Below are 16,864 nucleotides of genomic sequence, written 5' to 3' on the forward strand. Positions count from 1 at the left end.
GGCTAATGCCTCTTGCCTGAAAAGCTTAAGGTGGTTATAGCATCGGGGCTCACCTCTTCCCATTCCGAACAGAGAAGTTAAGCCCGATTGCGCAGATGGTACTGCAATACCATGCGGGAGAGTATGTCGCCGCCTTGTTTTAGTGAAGCCTGTCTTGAAAAAGACAGGCTTTCTTTTTTTATACGAGCGGCGCAGTTCGTCCCGATGACTATCGGGACTCGGGTCGCCGCCTTGTTTTAAGAGTCCTTTAAAGAAATGTAAAGGACTTTTTTGTTTATCTTTGAAATAGATAAATAACTATTTGTGATGAGATTAAGATTACTTGCTTAGACATGTTTCTTTCGTTCGTGAAATTTTTGTTCTGATTCTTCCGGGTAAATATTTCCTTTAAATATTTCTTAAAACAGTATCTGTAAAGATATTATAACTATTCTATGCTCAAAAATGGTTAACTTTGTGGCTTTATAAGTTTTAACTTTCTGAAAAAATGCAAAAAAGTTTAAATATAGCTGTTGCCGGAGCCGGTTTGGTGGGAACGCTACTGGCTATATACTTAAAAAAAATCGGGCATCATGTTCAGGTTTTTGATAAAAATAAGGATATCAGAGAAATAGAGTTTTCAGGTAAATCAATCAATTTGGCGATATCGACAAGAGGCTGGAAAACGTTGGACGATATTGGTATTGGCGATAGAATCCGCCAGCTTGCTATTCCGATGGACAAGCGGGCTATTCATAAAGTCGATGGTAGCGTGACACATCAAAAATATGGCGTTGACGGAGGGAGTATTTATTCGATTTCACGTGGCGGATTGAATCGTATTATGGTAGATATTGCAGAAGAATTTGGCGTTGAATTCAAGTTCGAGCGTAAAATCTGGGACGTGAATTTGTCCGAACCAAGTTTGTTTGTCGGTAAGTCAGAACGAGGTGATTGGGAAGAATTACCGTTTGATAAAATATTCGGGGCTGACGGAGCTTTTTCCAAAATCAGAGCCAGAATGCAGAAGCAAAACCGGTTTGATTATTCACAGTATTTTTTACCATTGGGATATAAAGAATTGAGAATTCCTGCCAGTGCCGACGGTACGCATAAAATAGACAAAAACTCTTTCCATATCTGGCCTCATGGTGATTTTATGCTGATTGCTCTGGCGAATGAAGACGGTTCTTTTACCTGTACTTTGTTCATGCCCTTTGAAGGAGAAATATCTTTTGAAAATATCAATACAGAAGAAAAATTACTTCATTTTTTTGCAGAATATTTCCCGGATACCAAAGATTTAATTCCGGAATTAACGACGGATTATTTTAAAAATCCGACCAGTTCACTGGTAACTACCCAATGTTTTCCGTGGACTTACCAGGATAAAGTTGCTTTGCTTGGCGATGCGGCTCATGCCATCGTGCCTTTTTACGGTCAGGGAATGAATGCTGGTTTTGAGGATATTACCGAAATGTATCGACAAATTCAAAAACACGGTGACGACTGGCAGGCGGTATTTGAAAACTATGAAAATGTCCGTAAACCCAACGGAGATGCTATTGCGGAATTATCTTTCCGTAATTTTATTGAGATGAGTACCAAAACAGCTGATGAAATGTTTTTACTTCAGAAAAAAATAGAAGCCAAGTTCACAGCTCTTTATCCCGAGCGTTGGTTGCCGTTGTATGACCGCGTCACTTTTAGTCTGCGTCCATATACCGAGGCACTTGCTATCGGAGATATGCAGCGTGACGTAATGAATGAAATCATGGCGACTCCGAATATCAGAGAGAAATGGGATACGGAGGAAATTATGCAAAAAATGTATCAATTAACTGAAAATTAATCAATTCAATGAGTTCGATAGTAATAAAAACAAGAGAAGAAATAGAATTAATGCGTGAAGCCGCACAGTTGGTCAGTAAAACGTTAGGTATGCTTGCTTCGGAGATAAAGCCCGGCGTAACCACTTTAAAATTAGACCAATTGGCAGAACAATATATCAGAGACCACGGCGGAAAACCTGGCTTTTTGGGATTGTATGACTGTCCGTGTACTTTGCTGACAAGTGTGAACGAACAAATTGTTCACGGATTACCGACCGACCGACCTTTGGAAGATGGCGATATTTTGTCGGCAGATTTAGGAGCGATTGTTCACGAATATTACGGCGACCATGCCTATACGTTTAAAGTTGGCGAAGTAGCACCGGAAACCAAAAAGTTATTACAAGCCACGAAAGAATCTTTGTATGTCGGGATAAATGAATTCAGAGCCGGAAACCGGGTAGGCGATGTTGGATTTGCCATTCAGACTTATGCAGAAGAAAAAGGGTACAGCGTGGTGCGGGAACTGGTTGGGCATGGAATCGGGCGAAAAATGCACGAAGGTCCGGAAATGCCTAATTATGGACGCAGAGGCAGAGGTAAGAAATTTGCGGAAGGAATGACCGTAGCGATTGAACCGATGATTAATATGGGTAAAAAAGAAATCAAACAGTTGAAGGACGGTTGGACAATCGTTACCCGCGACGGCAAACCTTCTGCCCACTTTGAACACGATGTGGCAATCATAGACGGGAAACCGGAAATCTTATCTACTTTTTACTATATCTACAAAGCTTTGGGAATCGAAAGTGACGAAGAAGACCAGTTCAGACAGAATAAATTAAACATATAATCCATTATAATTAATTATGAGGAAAAACAACCAAATCCTATCAAGAGCATTTTTAACATTATCCTTTTTTGGGTTAATGGGTATTTCATCTTTCGCTGAAAATACAAATAGCTATTCCCGTTTTTTAAACAAAAATTCCGTAGAAATCAATGCACAGGATAATCGATTGCCAAAAGTTGTTTCGCTGAATGAACAAGGAACTTTCAGGGAAGATTTGACAGCATTCAATATTTCGCCGGAAACATTGACTAATGAGTTTCATACTATTTTTGGTTTGAAAGAAAGTGAACATACCTTTGAAAAACAACGTGATTATGTGGATAATATCGGTATGCAACACCAAATTTATCAACATAGCTATAAAGGTGTTCCTATTGAAGGCGAATTGGTTATGGTTCATAGCAAAAATAACGTGGTAAAATCAATCAACGGACAAATTACCAATATTGAAGACCTTGATGTAACAAACATGCTTTCAGATGCGGAAGTGAAAAATATTGTTCTTGCCGGGCAAAAAGGAACTGCTGAAAAGATTAATGTTTCTGACAAAATAAAAACTATTATCAGTAAAATTCAGTTTGAAGGAAAAATTAATCATCATGTAGTTAAAAAAGTTTATGTAATTAACGCGAATACTGCCGATATTAAAAATTATTATGTAGATGCAGTTTCTGGAAAAGTATTGTTTGAAGAGAATAAAATATATCACGCTGATACACCAGGAACAGGAAAAACTTATTATCGAGGAAATCAGCCTATTACGGTGGATAGCTATAACGGGCAATATCGTTTGAAAGATAACGGAAGAAATATTCACGTATTTAATGCGATTGATGTTTATAATATAGATTCATTTACTGCTCAGTTAATAGGCGATGTGTACGATTACACGAATGCTACACCTAATTTTACCTCGGCGGCGACTGAAGCACCGGTCGAGATACTTTGGGGATTAGCTCAAACTCACGATTATTATGCAGATATTCACCAGCGTAACAGTTATGATAACAACGGAAGTATTGTAAAAGGGTATTATAATTTTTCAGACGAAGTGTTCGGTTTTGGATTTAATGCTGGGGCTTATGCCATAGATGTTGAAAACAATCCCTATATGTTGTATGGTATGGGGTACTCTGGTTTAATGGATATTGTTGTAGGATTAGATGTTGCCGGACATGAGTTTTCTCATTTGGTTATTTCTCGCAACGGTAACGGAGGTCTGATTTATCAAGGCGAATCCGGGGCACTGAATGAATCATTTGCAGATATGTTTGGTACGGCGATTGAGTTTTACACTAATCTAAGTCCTAATTGGAAAATAGGAGAAAATATATGGTTGTTAGAGCCGGGACATATGAGAAATATGGCAAATCCAAAAGATGCTTATTCTGACCCGCTTATGGACCAAAGACAGCCAGATACTTATGAAGGGGAGCTCTGGGCAGATACGAGTGGTACGACAGAGGCAAGTGATTATGGTGGAGTGCATACCAACAGCGGTATCGGTAATTATTGGTTTTATTTGTTGAGTGAAGGAGGTTCTGGTACAAATGATGTGGGAAATTCTTATAGCGTGACAGCTCAAACTATTCAAAAAGCAGAGAAAATTGCCTATCGTGCTTTGATGAATTATATGACAACGACTGCAACTTATATGGACGCTCGCGTAGCAACCATTCAGGCAGCTCAAGATTTGTATGGAGATGATTCTGCTGAGGCAGCAGCTGTTGCCAATGCTTGGTATGCAGTAAACGTAGGTCCTAACACGGTTTCTGTTACCAAACAAGAGTTCAAAAGTAACATTACCGTTTACCCTAATCCGGTTACCGACAGCCAGTTGAATATAGATGTAAATACGGGTATTAGTTCAACTGTTGAAGTGGCTCTTTACGATGTGTTAGGTAAGCAAGTATTAAGTTCGCTAACTTTGGATAAAGGAAATAATACCATTGATGTAAGTGCTCTTACAGCTGGAGTATATATCTTAAAATTTGAAGCAGATGGTTCGTATTACTCGCAAAAAGTAGTGATTACGAAGTAGTTTCTTCAGTAATTTTCAAATTTAAACAGAGGTTATTATTTGACCTCTGTTTTTTTATTTCTATTTTACAATAAATAATTATTGTTTTTCGATAATTTATTTATCTTTGTGAAGTAATTTAAACTTATGAAAAATGAGAAAAATTTTTATTCTTCGGGCTATTCTTCAATTTATGTTGTTTTTTCTGGTCATGGGCGGAGTGGTACTTCTAGTCATGATTCCTTTAATTTTGTTTAATTCAGATTGGAATATTCCTGTTACGATTTCTGGAAATGATATAGAAGAATATACTATTGGAACAAAAATCATTATGGCAATAGGAAGCATTGCTTATTTACTTTATGTATATGCAATTTATCTACTGAAAAAAACAATTGATTTATTTATTGAAAAGTTTTTGTTTGACGATAAAGTGATTAGAAATTTTAATACAATCGGAAAAGTGTTTATTATTGTTGCCTTGCTGACAAGTGTTTCTTCCTTTTTTTACCATGTATATACAAATCAGGAATTCGTATTGGATTTGACTGGTTATGATTCTGATTCAATGCTTTTTAATATTGCCATAGGCTTGTTCTTTATAACATTGAGTGAGGTTTTTAAAATAGCCAAAATACAAAAAGAAGAAAACGAATTAACAATTTAAAAATAGAAATCATGAAAACAAATTCAATTATTTTAAAAACAGTACATATCCTTTTTTGGATAGTATTCATCGGGCTGTGTATGAAAGCCGGAGCAATTTTAATTTCTTTTATAATCAGTCTTTTTGTAAATGCAGCCGGAGCACAGAATTTATATTTAGGACTTGATTTATCCGAATTGTATGTTGTCAATAAACCGTATTATATTGCTATCGTGTTGTTATTGATTACATTAACGGCACTGAAATCATTGATTGCTTATTTTGCGGTAAAATTCTTTTTAAAGTTCAACTTGGTGAAACCGTTTAGCAAAGAATTTGCAAGTTTGTTTATAAAAATCAGTTATATCTCACTCGGGACGGGAATTCTGGCAATAATCGCTAACGAATTTTCAAATTGGATTTTAAATCAAGGAGTAAATATTCCGATAAATTGGGCAGGTAGTGAAATACTTTTTTTTGCGGGGATTATTTATTTATTGGCATTGATATTTAAAAAAGGAATTGAAATGCAAAACGAAAACGAATTAACCATTTAATCATGAAAACATTAAAAACATTTGGCTGGCTTTCACATTTTTTATGGGCATCGATGTTGGTGCTATCTGTCTTTTTTGGAATGTTAGTCTATTCCGATTTTAAGCATGCCAACCATCAAACGTGGTTGATAGAATTTATGGGCAAAGAAATTCCGGCTGAAAGCAACACCATTTATTTCAGAACTTTCCTGACCATTTCCTATCTTGTTTACTTGTTGTATTTCTATGCGGTTTTTCTTTTTAATTTATGTGTACGGCAATTTGAAAAACGCCTGTTTTTTGACAATAAAATCATCAGCCGCTTTAAAAAAATAGGCTTTATTTTTGTGGCAAGTTATATTGCCGTATTCTTGTTAGGAAAACTATTTACGATACATTCAGAAAGAGTTATCACAAGTTCGACCAATTTGTCCGAACGAATTATATCCGAATTAAAAGCACCGTTAGGCGGGCTGATTATCGGTTTTTTCTTTCTGGTACTCAGTCAGGTTTTCAAAGAAGCAAAAAGACAAAAAGAAGAAAACGAATTAACCATTTAGCTTATGGCAATTATAGTAAACCTTGATGTTATGCTCGCCAAACGCAAAATGCAGTCGCAGGAGCTGGCAGACAAAATCGGTATCACGACTGCCAACCTTTCTATTCTGAAAACCGGAAAGGCAAAAGCTATTCGTTTTTCTACGTTAGAAGCCATCTGCAAAGAGCTCAACTGTCAACCCGGTGATATTCTGGAATTTGTTGATGATAAATAAATACAAAATACTTTTGCCGTTTGAATCAAAAATGCTATTTTTGCAGACAATTTATAAAAATTAAATTTTTTACATTATGAACAATTACGAAACTGTTTTCATTTTGAATCCCGTTTTATCTGAAACTCAGGTAAAGGAAACAGTAACTAAATTCGAAGATTTTTTAGTTGCAAGAGGAGCGAAAATGATTGCTAAAGAGGATTGGGGGCTTAAAAAATTAGCTTACGAAATCCAAAAGAAAAAAAGTGGTTTTTACCATTTGTTTGAGTACCAAGTACCAGGCAGTGCAATTAAAGAATTAGAAACAGAATTCCGTCGCGATGAGCGAATAATGCGTTTCTTAACAGTATCTTTAGACAAACACGCTGTTTCTTGGGCAGAAAGAAGAAGAGAGAAACTAAAAACTAAAAAAGCTTAATTATGTCAAGTATCGAACAATCTGCAAAAGGTAAAAAAGACGGAGACATCAGATATTTAACTCCGCTTAATATCGAAACAAGCAAAGCAAAAAAATATTGCCGATTCAAAAGATCAGGTATCAAGTATGTTGATTACAAAGATGCTGATTTCTTATTGAAAATGCTGAACGAACAAGGTAAAATTTTACCTCGCCGTTTGACAGGTACATCTTTGAAATACCAAAGAAAAGTAGCTGTGGCAGTAAAAAGAGCTCGTCACTTGGCATTGTTGCCATACGTAGGCGATTTATTAAAATAATCATCAGAATAAAACTTAGTTGTTGGCGACGTTCTGTTGCCTAACTTCTAATTAAAAAAAGGACAACAACATGGAAATTATCTTAAAACAAGATGTGGAAAAATTAGGGTTCAAAGACGATATCGTAACAGTAAAACCAGGTTACGGTCGCAACTACCTTATTCCACAAGGATTAGCTGTATTAGCTACTCCGTCTGCTAAAAAAGTATTGGCAGAAAACTTGAGACAAAGAGCTCACAAAGAAGCAAAATTGGTAGAAGATGCAAACAAAGTTGCTGAAGCAATCAAAGCATTAGAAATCAAAATTACAGCAAAAGTTGGAGCAGGAAACAAATTATTTGGTTCTGTAACCAGTGCAGATATCGCTGAAAAATTGTCTTCAAACGGGCATAACATTGATAAGAAATTTATCTTATCTTCAATCGTTAAGAGAGTAGGAAAATATAACGCTACTGTTCGTTTACACAGAGAAGTAGTCGTTGATTTACCTTACGAAGTAGTTGCTGAAGTTTAATCATTTAGCAATTAATACCATAAAAACCGTTTTGTCTGACCTCAGACAGAACGGTTTTTTCTTTTGTATATACAAGAAAAAACTTAATTTAGCCAGTAAACTTTTGATATGAAATACGAACGATTAACCAAAGAACAATTTGAAGAATTACACGAAGAATTTGCCAATTTCTTAGCCTCGCAACAAATAGATAAAAACGAATGGGAAATTCTTAAAAAGGAGAAACCCGAAGTAGCCGAGCAGGAATTAGATATTTTTTCGGATTTGATTTGGGAAGGAGCTTTGCAGAATGCCAATTTCATTGAGAATTTCGCCAAAAATCATATTTTTCTTTTTCGTTTTGATGAGAAAAATATTGATGTAATCATGATAAAATCATTGAATGAAGAAGTAGATTTCATGGATAAATCCGGATTGGAATGGCTGGGACAAAAAATGTTTACGCCTGAAGTGGAAATCCGAACCGGAACCAAAAAGTTTGAAAAAGACAGAAATTATGAATTGTTTGACCTTATCAAGCAAGGCGGAATTTTAAGTCAGGGCGAATTATACGCACAAATTTACGATTTACTAAACAGTAAAAAATGAACGCACAGCAGGAAATATTAGCCCTTCGGGAAGAATTGTCTGAGCACAATTACCGTTATTATGTGCTGGACGAACCGAGTATTTCTGATTTTGAATTCGACCAGAAATTAAAACGGTTGCAGGAATTAGAAAATCAATATCCCGAATATTTTGATGAAAACTCGCCTACGCAGAGAGTCGGAGGCGGAATTACCAAAAATTTTGAAACCGTCGTGCACGAAAACCGAATGTACTCGCTCGAAAATTCCTATTCCAAAGAAGAATTGCTCGAATGGGAAAAACGCGTGCAGAAAAATCTGGGAAATGTGCCTTTGCAGTTTGTTTGTGAACTGAAATATGACGGAGCTTCCATTTCTCTGACTTATGAAAACGGACAACTGAAACGTGCCGTAACCCGCGGCGACGGTTTTCAGGGTGATGACGTGACGAACAATGTGAAAACCATTCGTTCGGTACCGCTAAAACTCAAAGGAAATTATCCGCCGAAATTCCATATTCGCGGGGAAATTATCCTGCCTTTTTCCGGATTTCAGAAAATGAACGAGGAGCTGATAGCCAGGGGCGAAACACCTTATTCCAACCCGAGAAACACTGCGTCCGGAAGTTTGAAATTACAGGATAGTTCTGCAGTAGCACAAAGACCGTTAGCATGTTTTTTGTATAATATTGTCGGTGCAGATGAGCATTTCAAAACGCAATTCAACGCTTTGCAAAGTGCGAGAGCATACGGATTCAAGGTTCCGGAGCAATCAAAATTGCTCAATAACATGGACGAAGTTTTTGCCTATATTGATTATTGGAATACTGCCCGCCACGATTTGCCTTACGAAACAGACGGCGTAGTTATCAAGGTAAACGATTTGTATCAGCAGGAAGAATTGGGTTATACAGCTAAAAATCCTCGTTGGGCGATTGCCTATAAATTTAAGGCTGAACAAGCGGTAACGACCTTGAATAGCATTGATTATCAAGTAGGAAGGACAGGGGCGATTACGCCTGTTGCGAATCTCGAACCGGTGGAATTGGCAGGTACGATTGTTAAGAGAGCATCTTTGCATAATGCCGACCAAATTGAAAAGCTGGACGTACGCGTTGGCGACCATGTAATGGTTGAAAAAGGAGGAGAAATCATTCCGAAAATTGTTGGCGTAGATACCGAAAACAGGCCGGGGGATTCCCAACCGGTTATCTATATCCAAACTTGCCCCGAGTGTGGTACAAGCTTGGTAAGAGCCGAAGGCGAAGCACAACATTACTGCCCGAATTTCTACGGTTGTCCGCCACAAATCATCGGTCGGATAGAGCATTTTATTTCCCGCAAAGCTATGGATATTGAAGGCTTGGGCGGCGAAACGGTTACTTTGTTATATAAGAACGGCTTGGTTAATGATTATGCAGATTTGTATGAGTTGAGAAAAGAACAGATTTTACCACTCGAAAGAATGGCAGAAAAATCTGCGGACAACTTGATAAATGGAATCGAACAGTCGAAAAATATTCCGTTTGAACGGGTATTGTTTGCCTTAGGAATCCGTTATGTAGGCGAAACCGTTGCGAAAAAAATAGCTCAACATTTTAAAAATATTGAAGCATTGATAATGGCAGATTATGATACGCTGATTCAGGTAGATGAAATCGGGGATAAAATAGCGTTGAGTATTCTTGCCTTTTTTGCCAATGACAACAATTTGGAATTGATTCAAAGATTAAAGTCATACGGTTTACAGTTTGAAATGGAAGAAAAAGAAAGCACACAGGTTTCTGACAAATTTACCGGAATGATTCTAGTTGTTTCGGGTAAATTTGAACATTTTTCACGTGATGAAATCAAACGGAGAATAGAAGATTACGGCGGTAAAAACGGAAGTTCTATTACCGGAAAAACGTCGGTAGTAGTTGCCGGAGCCGATATGGGACCTGCCAAACTCGAAAAAGCCAACAAATTGGGAATTCCTATCTGGAGCGAAGAAGAGTTTATCCGGAATTTGTCTGATTAGATTTTTTTGTGAAAAAAAAAACAACCCTAAGATGAACTTCATCTTAGGGTTGTTTTTGGATATTTCAATACTATTATTCTGATTCAATAAAAGGGAAATTGCCAAATTCTTTGGCTAAACCTTTTGTTTTGTAAGCACTTGTAGAGTTGTTGTTGGCAAAACAGATTATCGCCACAGTATCTTGTCGAACCGTGACATAAGAAGTTCTGTTGCCACGCCACCAACCATTATGGAAGGTGTACTGGTCGCCGTCATCTTTGGGTTCAATAAGCCGAAAACCTAAACCGTAATTATTTTGTCCCGGTCTTTCGTAGCTATATCCTTTAAAAATTTCTTTTTTCAAATCTTTACTCAAAAAATCATCGGAATACATTGCCAGGTCAAATTTAACCATATCCCGTGGAGTGGTGTAAATATTTTTGTCGCCATACGTTCCGTCGAGATAATTCCAGTGCATACGTTTGTTGTTGATGTAATACGACTGCGTAACTTTCTCTTTTTTAGATAAATCGTCCATCACGAAAGTATGACGCATGCCCAACGGATTAAGAATAAGTTCTCTCAATGCCATCTGAAAAGATTTTTCAGTAATTTTTTCTACAATCGAGGCGAGTATAACATAATTGGTATTAGAGTATTGGAAACGGGTATCAGGCGTAAATTCCAGTTTGATGTTTTTGCTGCCTAATAAATGTAGAACATCGTCGTTATAAATCGTTTTAGTTCTGTCCCAAACACCTTTTTTCTCTGTAAAATAGCCGTAATAAGGAATGCCCGAACGATGATTGAGCAGCATTCTGACAGTAATATCCTTGTAAGGGAAACTCGGTAAAATAGTATTGACTTTTTGGTCTAATTGCAGTTTTCCTGAATCTACTAATCTTAAAATGCTCATAGCAGTCAGGGTTTTTCCGACTGAAGCCACGTGAATAGGCGTGTTCTTGTCAATTTCCTTTTTGTCTTCGTAATTGCTGTAACCCTGATAGTCTTCATAAATAATCTGTCCGTTTTTGGCAACCAGAAAACCGCCGGAAAAATTACCTTTATTAATATATGAATGAAAATAGGTGTCGATAGCCGCTTTTTTCTCGATTAAATATTCGGGAGTCAGTGTAGAGCAAGGTACTTCAAAGGGCTTTTTTTCAAGCAGGTGTATGCTGGTTTGAGCCTGTGCGTCCTTAGCACAAGAAGTCGGCAATAAAAATGATAAACCGACTACGGTAATATGGATTAGATTACTTTTTCTCATCATGCTAACAAATATACGAAGCTTGTTACCAAATTGTCAAATTTTATTAAGGTTCAAATGTGTTAATTTTTACTTAGTAAAATTTTAAAGATGCTGATATTGGCGTATATTTACACAAAAAGAAATCAAAAATATATGGAAACAATTAATTGGCAAACCGCCATAGAATTTGATGATATTACTTATAAAAAATGTGGTGGAGTAGCCCGGATTGCTTTTAACAGACCCGAGGTTCGAAATGCTTTTCGCCCGAAAACAACGGCCGAATTACTCAGAGCTTTTTCTGATGCACACGAAGATACATCTATTGGCGTGATATTATTGTCCGCAGAAGGACCTTCGCCTAAAGATGGCGTATATTCTTTTTGTAGTGGAGGCGACCAAAAAACAAGAGGTTATCAGGGATATGTCGGCGAAGATGGCTATCATCGTTTGAATATTCTGGAAGTACAACGGTTAATCCGTTTTACGCCAAAAGTTGTTATTGCTGTTGTGCCGGGTTGGGCAGTCGGCGGAGGACATTCGTTGCATGTCGTTTGTGATTTAACTTTGGCAAGTAAGGAGCACGCTATATTCAAACAAACTGATGCAGATGTAACCAGTTTCGACGGCGGATACGGTTCTGCCTATCTGGCAAAAATGGTCGGACAGAAAAAGGCAAGAGAAATATTTTTTCTGGGAAGAAATTATTCAGCACAAGATGCCTATGAAATGGGAATGGTCAATGCTGTGATTCCGCATGACGAACTGGAAAGTACAGCTTATCAGTGGGCATTGGAGATTTTGGAAAAATCGCCGATTTCTATCAAAATGTTGAAATTTGCGATGAATCTAACTGATGATGGTATGGTGGGGCAACAGGTTTTTGCCGGCGAGGCAACCCGATTGGCTTATATGTCTGATGAAGCCATTGAAGGGCGTAATGCTTTTCTGGAAAAAAGAAAACCTAATTTTGATAAAAAATATATTCCGTAAAATTGGCTGATTTTGAGATAATGAAAAAAGCTGTTTGAAAATTTTCAAACAGCTTTTTTAGTTTTGAATTACAATATTTTTACACGTGTAAAGCTCTTTTTTCGGTAGCGTCTAAAGCAGCTTCCATGACGGCTTCTGCAAAAGTTGGGTGGGCGTGTGAAGTTCTTGCGATATCTTCAGCCGACGCTCTGAATTCCATAGCTACAACAGCCTCAGCAATCAAATCAGCGACTCTGGCACCTACCATGTGTACGCCCAAAATCTCATCTGTTTTGGCATCAGCTAATATTTTTACAAATCCGTTGGTGTCATCACTTGCACGAGCTCTTCCTAATGCTCTGAACGGGAACTGCCCCGCTTTGTATTCCACACCGTCAGCTTTGAGTTGCTCTTCGGTTTTACCTACTGCGGCAACTTCCGGCCACGTATATACCACGCCCGGGATAAGATTATAGTCAATATGTGGTTTTTGACCGGCAATGATTTCAGCTACCATAATTCCTTCTTCTGATGCTTTGTGAGCCAACATCGCACCTTTGACAACATCTCCGATAGCGTAAATGTTTGATGCAGAAGTTTGCAAATGCTCATTTACTTCTACTTGCCCTCTATCATTGATTTTCACTCCGGCTTTGTCAGCTTGAAGTCCGTCGGTGTACGGACGACGCCCGACAGCAACCAAAGCATAATCGCCTTCGATTTTTTCTATTTCTCCTTTTTTATTTTCAGCTTCAACCAATACTGAATCTCCTTGACGCTCAGCTTTTTGTACTTTGTGTGAAACGTAGAATTTCATTCCTTGTTTTTTCAACACTTTGGTTAATTCTTTGGAAACTGCTCCGTCCATAGTCGGAAGAATTCTGTCGGCATATTCCACCACAGAAACATTCGCTCCCAAACGCAAATATACTTGTCCTAACTCCAATCCGATAACACCGCCACCGATGATGATAAGATGTTTAGGCACTTCTTTGAGTTCTAAGGCTTCGGTTGAAGTGATGACTCTTTCTTTGTCTAAAGTAATAAATGGCAGGTTTGATGGTTTTGAACCGGTTGCTATAATGGTGTTTTTCGCTTCGATAGTTTCTGAGCTGCCATCATTTTTAGTAATTTTGATTTGTGTAGCCGATTCAAAAGAACCCAAACCTTCAAAAACAGTAATTTGGTTTTTGTCCATCAAAAACTTCACACCGGCACAAGTTTGGTCAACCACAGATTGTTTGCGTTCAATCATTTTTTGTAAATCAACCTTAACATCTCCGGCGATTTGGATACCGTGCTCGGCAAATTTTTCCAATTCTTCCACATGGTGTGAAGATGCCAGCAAGGCTTTGGAAGGAATACAGCCTACATTAAGGCAAGTTCCTCCAAGAGTTGAATATTTCTCGATAATAGCTGTTTTCATGCCCAACTGAGCACAACGAATGGCGGCAACATATCCGCCGGGACCTGAGCCTATAATGGCAACATCAAAAGTGTCCATAGATATTTTTATGTTTGATTATACAAATACAGAACGCAAATTTATTAATTTTACAGGCAAACACCTAAATAAATCTCTCAAAATTAGTCCGTAACTTTGAAAAATCAATCTATTTGGTCATGATGAAAAAAATAATATCAAAAATCATATTGTTTGTTTTAATATCAACAATATACGGTTGCTCCAATCCGCAAAAAAGACCGGTTGATAACAGTTCAATACCTGCTATTGAACGGCATCAGAAAAAACTAAAATCCTTTTATGATAACTCAAAAACGACACCTTTGAGTAAGGAAGAAAAAAGGTCGTTTGAAGGCATACATTTTTTTCCGATTGATACGACTTATATCGTTAAAGCTCACTTTGAACGATTGGAAAATCAGGAAAAATTTAAAATGCCTACTACGGGCGAAAATGAGCCATTGTATATGAAATTTGCCAAAATTTCTTTTGAGCTGAACGATAAATATCACGAATTGATTGTTTATCAAAACTTAGATTTGCTCAATGAAGACGGCTATGAAGACTATCTTTTTCTACCGTTTTTAGATGAAACTAATGGAGAGGAAACGTATGGTGGTGGGCGTTATCTCGATTTGGAAAACCCATATTCCGATACTTTAGTAATTAATTTCAATCTGGCTTATCAGCCTTATTGTGCCTATGCTGCGGGTTATTCCTGCCCGATTGTTCCGCTGGAAAATTTGGTAGAAACGCGTGTAGAAGCCGGAGTGAAATTTTGATGATATGTGGATAAACATACATACGCATCGTCCGGAAAAAGAACGGGATATTTTTGAAATCGTCAATAAATTTCCGGAAGATAATATTTCGGGAGAAGAATATTTTTCCGTCGGAATTCACCCGTGGTATATTAATGAAAATTGGCAGAAACAACTTGATTTGGTCAGGGAAAAAATTGCTCTGAAAAATTGTTTGGCAGTTGGCGAATGTGGTTTGGACAAGCTGAGTAAAATTCCGATAGAAATACAAAAAGAAGTTTTTATACATCAATTGGATATAGCACAAACGTTGAACAAACCGCTGATTATCCACTGCGTTCGGGCTTATCAGGAATTGATGGAAATCTGTTCAGCAAAAAAGATAAACATTCCGGTGGTCATACACGGTTTTGCGAAAAATACTCCATTGGCAAATCAATTGTTGCAAAAAGGATTTTATCTTTCTTTTGGTAAAATGTTGTTACATAGCCCAAATTTACAGGAAACCTTTGTGAATTGCCCCGAAAACCGGTTGTTTTTCGAAACCGATAATGCGAAAACTGATATACAATCCATATATCGTATGGCGGAAAAATTAAAAGGCAAATGTTTAAAAAATCAGTTGAAAGAGAATGTAAATCGGGTATTTCAATTAAATTTGCACCCGAATTTGAAAAAATAAGTTATGGCTATTTGGCAGGAAAGAGCAGAGTTGTTGTTCAAATCAGAAGGGATTGAAAAACTGAAAAATGCTCACGTTTTGGTGGTCGGATTGGGTGGTGTAGGTTCATTTGCAGCAGAATTTTTAGTTCGTGCCGGTGTTGGAAACCTTACGATTGTTGATGGCGATGTGGTCGATATAACCAACATCAACCGGCAGTTACCGGCTTTGCATTCGACGATTGACGAACCAAAAGTAAAAATAGTAGGTGACAGACTGATGGATATTAATCCGGAATTAAACCTCACTCGTATTGAAGAATTTGTCACGCCCGAAAGAGCACCTGAAATTGTGACTTCTCAGTATGATTATGTATTGGACTGTATCGACAGTATCACGCCAAAACTGCATTTGATTGTAGCTGCCAAAAAGCAAAAAGTAAAAATCATTAGTAATATGGGAGCTGGTGGCAAAATGGAAGCCTCCAAAGTGGTGGTTAAAGATATTAGCAAAACAGATGTTTGTCCGTTAGCAAAAGTTATCAGAAAAAGATTGAAAAAAATGGGCGTGTCGAAAGGTGTAAAAGCCGTATTTTCCAAAGAACACCCAGATGAATCCAGTCTGAAAATGACTGACGGAACCAATTTCAAAAAATCATTTTTTGGTACCAACAGCTGGATTCCGGCTTTGTTCGGATTGTACTCTGCCGAAACGGTTATCCGATATTTATTGAAACGTTAGAGGACTTGTAAGTTCTATCCAATATTTTTAAAAAAACCTGTAAGATTTTAAAATCTTACAGGTTTTTTAATAGATTATTATTTCTTGATTAAGTGATACAGGCTTTCCATTTCGCCTTCAATCACATTACCGTCCTGGTCCAAATGGATAATCCCGTTTTCGATAACTTTATATTTTGCGTCAAAATTATCGTTTTTTAAATGAACAACCGTTCCGTCGTCATGCCACATAATGTTACCTTTTTCTACGGAGCTTTCCCCAGTTGGAAGGTATTTTGTAGTAACTTCAAAAGTGTTGTCGTCGTTTAATTTGACCAAATATTCTATACCTTCACAATCAGCACAAGGCAAAACACCGGTGTATTCGCCCGCCCAATCCAATGAATTTTGTGCATTGTGTGCCGGATCCGGATTTTCGGTTACAGCTGTTGATTCTACTGTGTTTTCCGCAGGTGTTTCTTTTTTCTCATTACAAGAAACCAACACCGCAGCAACTAAACTTAATGATAAAACTATTTTTTTCATAATATATAGATTTTATGTGGTTTGATGAATACAAATATAATGCCGTTTTGTGAA

Annotated in this window: 19 protein-coding genes and 1 rRNA gene; 17 read left to right on the forward strand and 3 right to left on the reverse strand. The window is 37.4% G+C overall.

Annotated elements, in window-relative coordinates:
- Positions 1-26: 26 nt before the first annotated feature.
- From rrf to ligA, 13 genes are all read left to right on the forward strand, one after another.
- A 5S ribosomal RNA gene (gene rrf / locus CDL10_RS06060) occupies positions 27-138 on the forward strand.
- Between the two features lie 349 nt (positions 139-487).
- Entirely contained in the window at positions 488-1,831 is a 1,344-nt protein-coding gene (locus tag CDL10_RS06065; protein WP_100677697.1) for an FAD-dependent oxidoreductase, read from the forward strand.
- An 8-nt stretch (positions 1,832-1,839) separates the two neighbouring features.
- Complete coding sequence (gene map / locus CDL10_RS06070) at positions 1,840-2,664, forward strand: type I methionyl aminopeptidase (protein ID WP_100677698.1); 825 nt, start codon at positions 1,840-1,842, stop codon at positions 2,662-2,664.
- Between the two features lie 16 nt (positions 2,665-2,680).
- Positions 2,681-4,705: a M4 family metallopeptidase gene (locus CDL10_RS06075; RefSeq protein ID WP_100677699.1), complete on the forward strand. Its 2,025-nt coding sequence runs from the start codon at positions 2,681-2,683 to the stop codon at positions 4,703-4,705.
- 133 nt (positions 4,706-4,838) lie between these two features.
- A complete protein-coding gene (locus CDL10_RS06080) occupies positions 4,839-5,351 on the forward strand; it encodes a DUF2975 domain-containing protein (RefSeq protein WP_100677700.1) in 513 nt (170 codons plus the stop codon).
- Between the two features lie 11 nt (positions 5,352-5,362).
- Positions 5,363-5,887, forward strand: a complete 525-nt coding sequence (locus CDL10_RS06085; protein WP_133119460.1) for a DUF2975 domain-containing protein — start codon at positions 5,363-5,365, stop codon at positions 5,885-5,887.
- Positions 5,888-5,889: 2 nt separating this feature from the next.
- Positions 5,890-6,426 carry a DUF2975 domain-containing protein gene (locus CDL10_RS06090; protein ID WP_100677702.1) on the forward strand — a complete coding sequence of 179 codons (537 nt, stop codon included), beginning with the start codon at positions 5,890-5,892 and terminating at the stop codon, positions 6,424-6,426.
- Positions 6,427-6,429: 3 nt separating this feature from the next.
- A complete protein-coding gene (locus CDL10_RS06095) occupies positions 6,430-6,639 on the forward strand; it encodes a helix-turn-helix domain-containing protein (protein WP_100677703.1) in 210 nt (69 codons plus the stop codon).
- A gap of 76 nt (positions 6,640-6,715) precedes the next feature.
- Positions 6,716-7,057, forward strand: coding sequence for a 30S ribosomal protein S6 (gene rpsF / locus CDL10_RS06100; RefSeq protein WP_100677704.1), 342 nt, complete (start codon positions 6,716-6,718; stop codon positions 7,055-7,057).
- Positions 7,057-7,356 (forward strand): 30S ribosomal protein S18, encoded by a 300-nt coding sequence (gene rpsR / locus CDL10_RS06105; protein WP_207760161.1) that lies wholly within the window; start codon positions 7,057-7,059, stop codon positions 7,354-7,356. Before rpsF ends, rpsR begins: the two co-directional genes overlap by 1 nt.
- 70 nt (positions 7,357-7,426) lie before the next feature.
- Positions 7,427-7,870: a 50S ribosomal protein L9 gene (gene rplI / locus CDL10_RS06110; RefSeq protein ID WP_100677706.1), complete on the forward strand. Its 444-nt coding sequence runs from the start codon at positions 7,427-7,429 to the stop codon at positions 7,868-7,870.
- A gap of 108 nt (positions 7,871-7,978) precedes the next feature.
- Positions 7,979-8,458 carry a DUF6495 family protein gene (locus tag CDL10_RS06115; protein WP_100677707.1) on the forward strand — a complete coding sequence of 160 codons (480 nt, stop codon included), beginning with the start codon at positions 7,979-7,981 and terminating at the stop codon, positions 8,456-8,458.
- Entirely contained in the window at positions 8,455-10,455 is a 2,001-nt protein-coding gene (gene ligA / locus CDL10_RS06120; RefSeq protein WP_100677708.1) for an NAD-dependent DNA ligase LigA, read from the forward strand. Before CDL10_RS06115 ends, ligA begins: the two co-directional genes overlap by 4 nt.
- 73 nt (positions 10,456-10,528) lie before the next feature.
- On the opposite strand, the gene CDL10_RS06125 is transcribed toward ligA, so the two are convergent.
- The gene (locus CDL10_RS06125) at positions 10,529-11,707 is read right to left on the reverse strand and encodes a serine hydrolase domain-containing protein (RefSeq protein ID WP_243389300.1); all 1,179 of its coding nucleotides are present in this window, start codon (positions 11,705-11,707) and stop codon (positions 10,529-10,531) included.
- 132 nt (positions 11,708-11,839) lie between these two features.
- On the opposite strand from CDL10_RS06125, the gene CDL10_RS06130 reads away from it, so the two are divergent.
- On the forward strand, positions 11,840-12,679 hold the full coding sequence (locus tag CDL10_RS06130; RefSeq protein WP_100678667.1) for a 1,4-dihydroxy-2-naphthoyl-CoA synthase: 840 nt from the start codon (positions 11,840-11,842) through the stop codon (positions 12,677-12,679).
- A 79-nt stretch (positions 12,680-12,758) separates the two neighbouring features.
- On the opposite strand, the gene lpdA is transcribed toward CDL10_RS06130, so the two are convergent.
- A complete protein-coding gene (gene lpdA / locus CDL10_RS06135; RefSeq protein ID WP_100677709.1) occupies positions 12,759-14,162 on the reverse strand; it encodes a dihydrolipoyl dehydrogenase in 1,404 nt (467 codons plus the stop codon).
- 119 nt (positions 14,163-14,281) lie between these two features.
- On the opposite strand from lpdA, the gene CDL10_RS06140 reads away from it, so the two are divergent.
- The 3 genes from CDL10_RS06140 to CDL10_RS06150 are packed head-to-tail and all read left to right on the forward strand — an operon-like array spanning position 14,282 to position 16,286.
- On the forward strand, positions 14,282-14,905 hold the full coding sequence (locus CDL10_RS06140) for a DUF1684 domain-containing protein (RefSeq protein WP_100677710.1): 624 nt from the start codon (positions 14,282-14,284) through the stop codon (positions 14,903-14,905).
- 4 nt (positions 14,906-14,909) lie between these two features.
- Positions 14,910-15,566, forward strand: a complete 657-nt coding sequence (locus CDL10_RS06145) for a TatD family hydrolase (protein WP_100677711.1) — start codon at positions 14,910-14,912, stop codon at positions 15,564-15,566.
- A gap of 3 nt (positions 15,567-15,569) precedes the next feature.
- Positions 15,570-16,286: a tRNA threonylcarbamoyladenosine dehydratase gene (locus tag CDL10_RS06150; protein WP_100677712.1), complete on the forward strand. Its 717-nt coding sequence runs from the start codon at positions 15,570-15,572 to the stop codon at positions 16,284-16,286.
- Positions 16,287-16,363: 77 nt separating this feature from the next.
- Here CDL10_RS06150 and CDL10_RS06155 read toward each other — a convergent pair whose 3' ends face one another.
- Positions 16,364-16,810: a copper resistance protein NlpE gene (locus CDL10_RS06155; RefSeq protein WP_100677713.1), complete on the reverse strand. Its 447-nt coding sequence runs from the start codon at positions 16,808-16,810 to the stop codon at positions 16,364-16,366.
- Between the last annotated feature and the right edge of the window lie 54 nt (positions 16,811-16,864).

This window comes from Avrilella dinanensis, from assembly GCF_002807015.1.
In the GTDB taxonomy this organism is placed as follows: domain Bacteria; phylum Bacteroidota; class Bacteroidia; order Flavobacteriales; family Flavobacteriaceae; genus Flavobacterium; species Flavobacterium dinanensis.

Bases quoted from the DNA above. Each gene is read 5' to 3' on its own strand.
- CDL10_RS06065 (WP_100677697.1), top strand. From the start codon at position 488: ATGCAAAAAAGTTTAAATATAGCTGTTGCCGGAGCCGGTTTGGTGGGA.
- map (WP_100677698.1), top strand. From the start codon at position 1,840: ATGAGTTCGATAGTAATAAAAACAAGAGAAGAAATAGAATTAATGCGT.
- CDL10_RS06075 (WP_100677699.1), top strand. From the start codon at position 2,681: ATGAGGAAAAACAACCAAATCCTATCAAGAGCATTTTTAACATTATCC.
- CDL10_RS06080 (WP_100677700.1), top strand. From the start codon at position 4,839: ATGAGAAAAATTTTTATTCTTCGGGCTATTCTTCAATTTATGTTGTTT.
- CDL10_RS06085 (WP_133119460.1), top strand. From the start codon at position 5,363: ATGAAAACAAATTCAATTATTTTAAAAACAGTACATATCCTTTTTTGG.
- CDL10_RS06090 (WP_100677702.1), top strand. From the start codon at position 5,890: ATGAAAACATTAAAAACATTTGGCTGGCTTTCACATTTTTTATGGGCA.
- CDL10_RS06095 (WP_100677703.1), top strand. From the start codon at position 6,430: ATGGCAATTATAGTAAACCTTGATGTTATGCTCGCCAAACGCAAAATG.
- rpsF (WP_100677704.1), top strand. From the start codon at position 6,716: ATGAACAATTACGAAACTGTTTTCATTTTGAATCCCGTTTTATCTGAA.
- rplI (WP_100677706.1), top strand. From the start codon at position 7,427: ATGGAAATTATCTTAAAACAAGATGTGGAAAAATTAGGGTTCAAAGAC.
- CDL10_RS06115 (WP_100677707.1), top strand. From the start codon at position 7,979: ATGAAATACGAACGATTAACCAAAGAACAATTTGAAGAATTACACGAA.
- ligA (WP_100677708.1), top strand. From the start codon at position 8,455: ATGAACGCACAGCAGGAAATATTAGCCCTTCGGGAAGAATTGTCTGAG.
- CDL10_RS06125 (WP_243389300.1), bottom strand. From the start codon at position 11,707: ATGATGAGAAAAAGTAATCTAATCCATATTACCGTAGTCGGTTTATCA.
- CDL10_RS06130 (WP_100678667.1), top strand. From the start codon at position 11,840: ATGGAAACAATTAATTGGCAAACCGCCATAGAATTTGATGATATTACT.
- lpdA (WP_100677709.1), bottom strand. From the start codon at position 14,162: ATGGACACTTTTGATGTTGCCATTATAGGCTCAGGTCCCGGCGGATAT.
- CDL10_RS06140 (WP_100677710.1), top strand. From the start codon at position 14,282: ATGATGAAAAAAATAATATCAAAAATCATATTGTTTGTTTTAATATCA.
- CDL10_RS06145 (WP_100677711.1), top strand. From the start codon at position 14,910: ATGTGGATAAACATACATACGCATCGTCCGGAAAAAGAACGGGATATT.
- CDL10_RS06150 (WP_100677712.1), top strand. From the start codon at position 15,570: ATGGCTATTTGGCAGGAAAGAGCAGAGTTGTTGTTCAAATCAGAAGGG.
- CDL10_RS06155 (WP_100677713.1), bottom strand. From the start codon at position 16,810: ATGAAAAAAATAGTTTTATCATTAAGTTTAGTTGCTGCGGTGTTGGTT.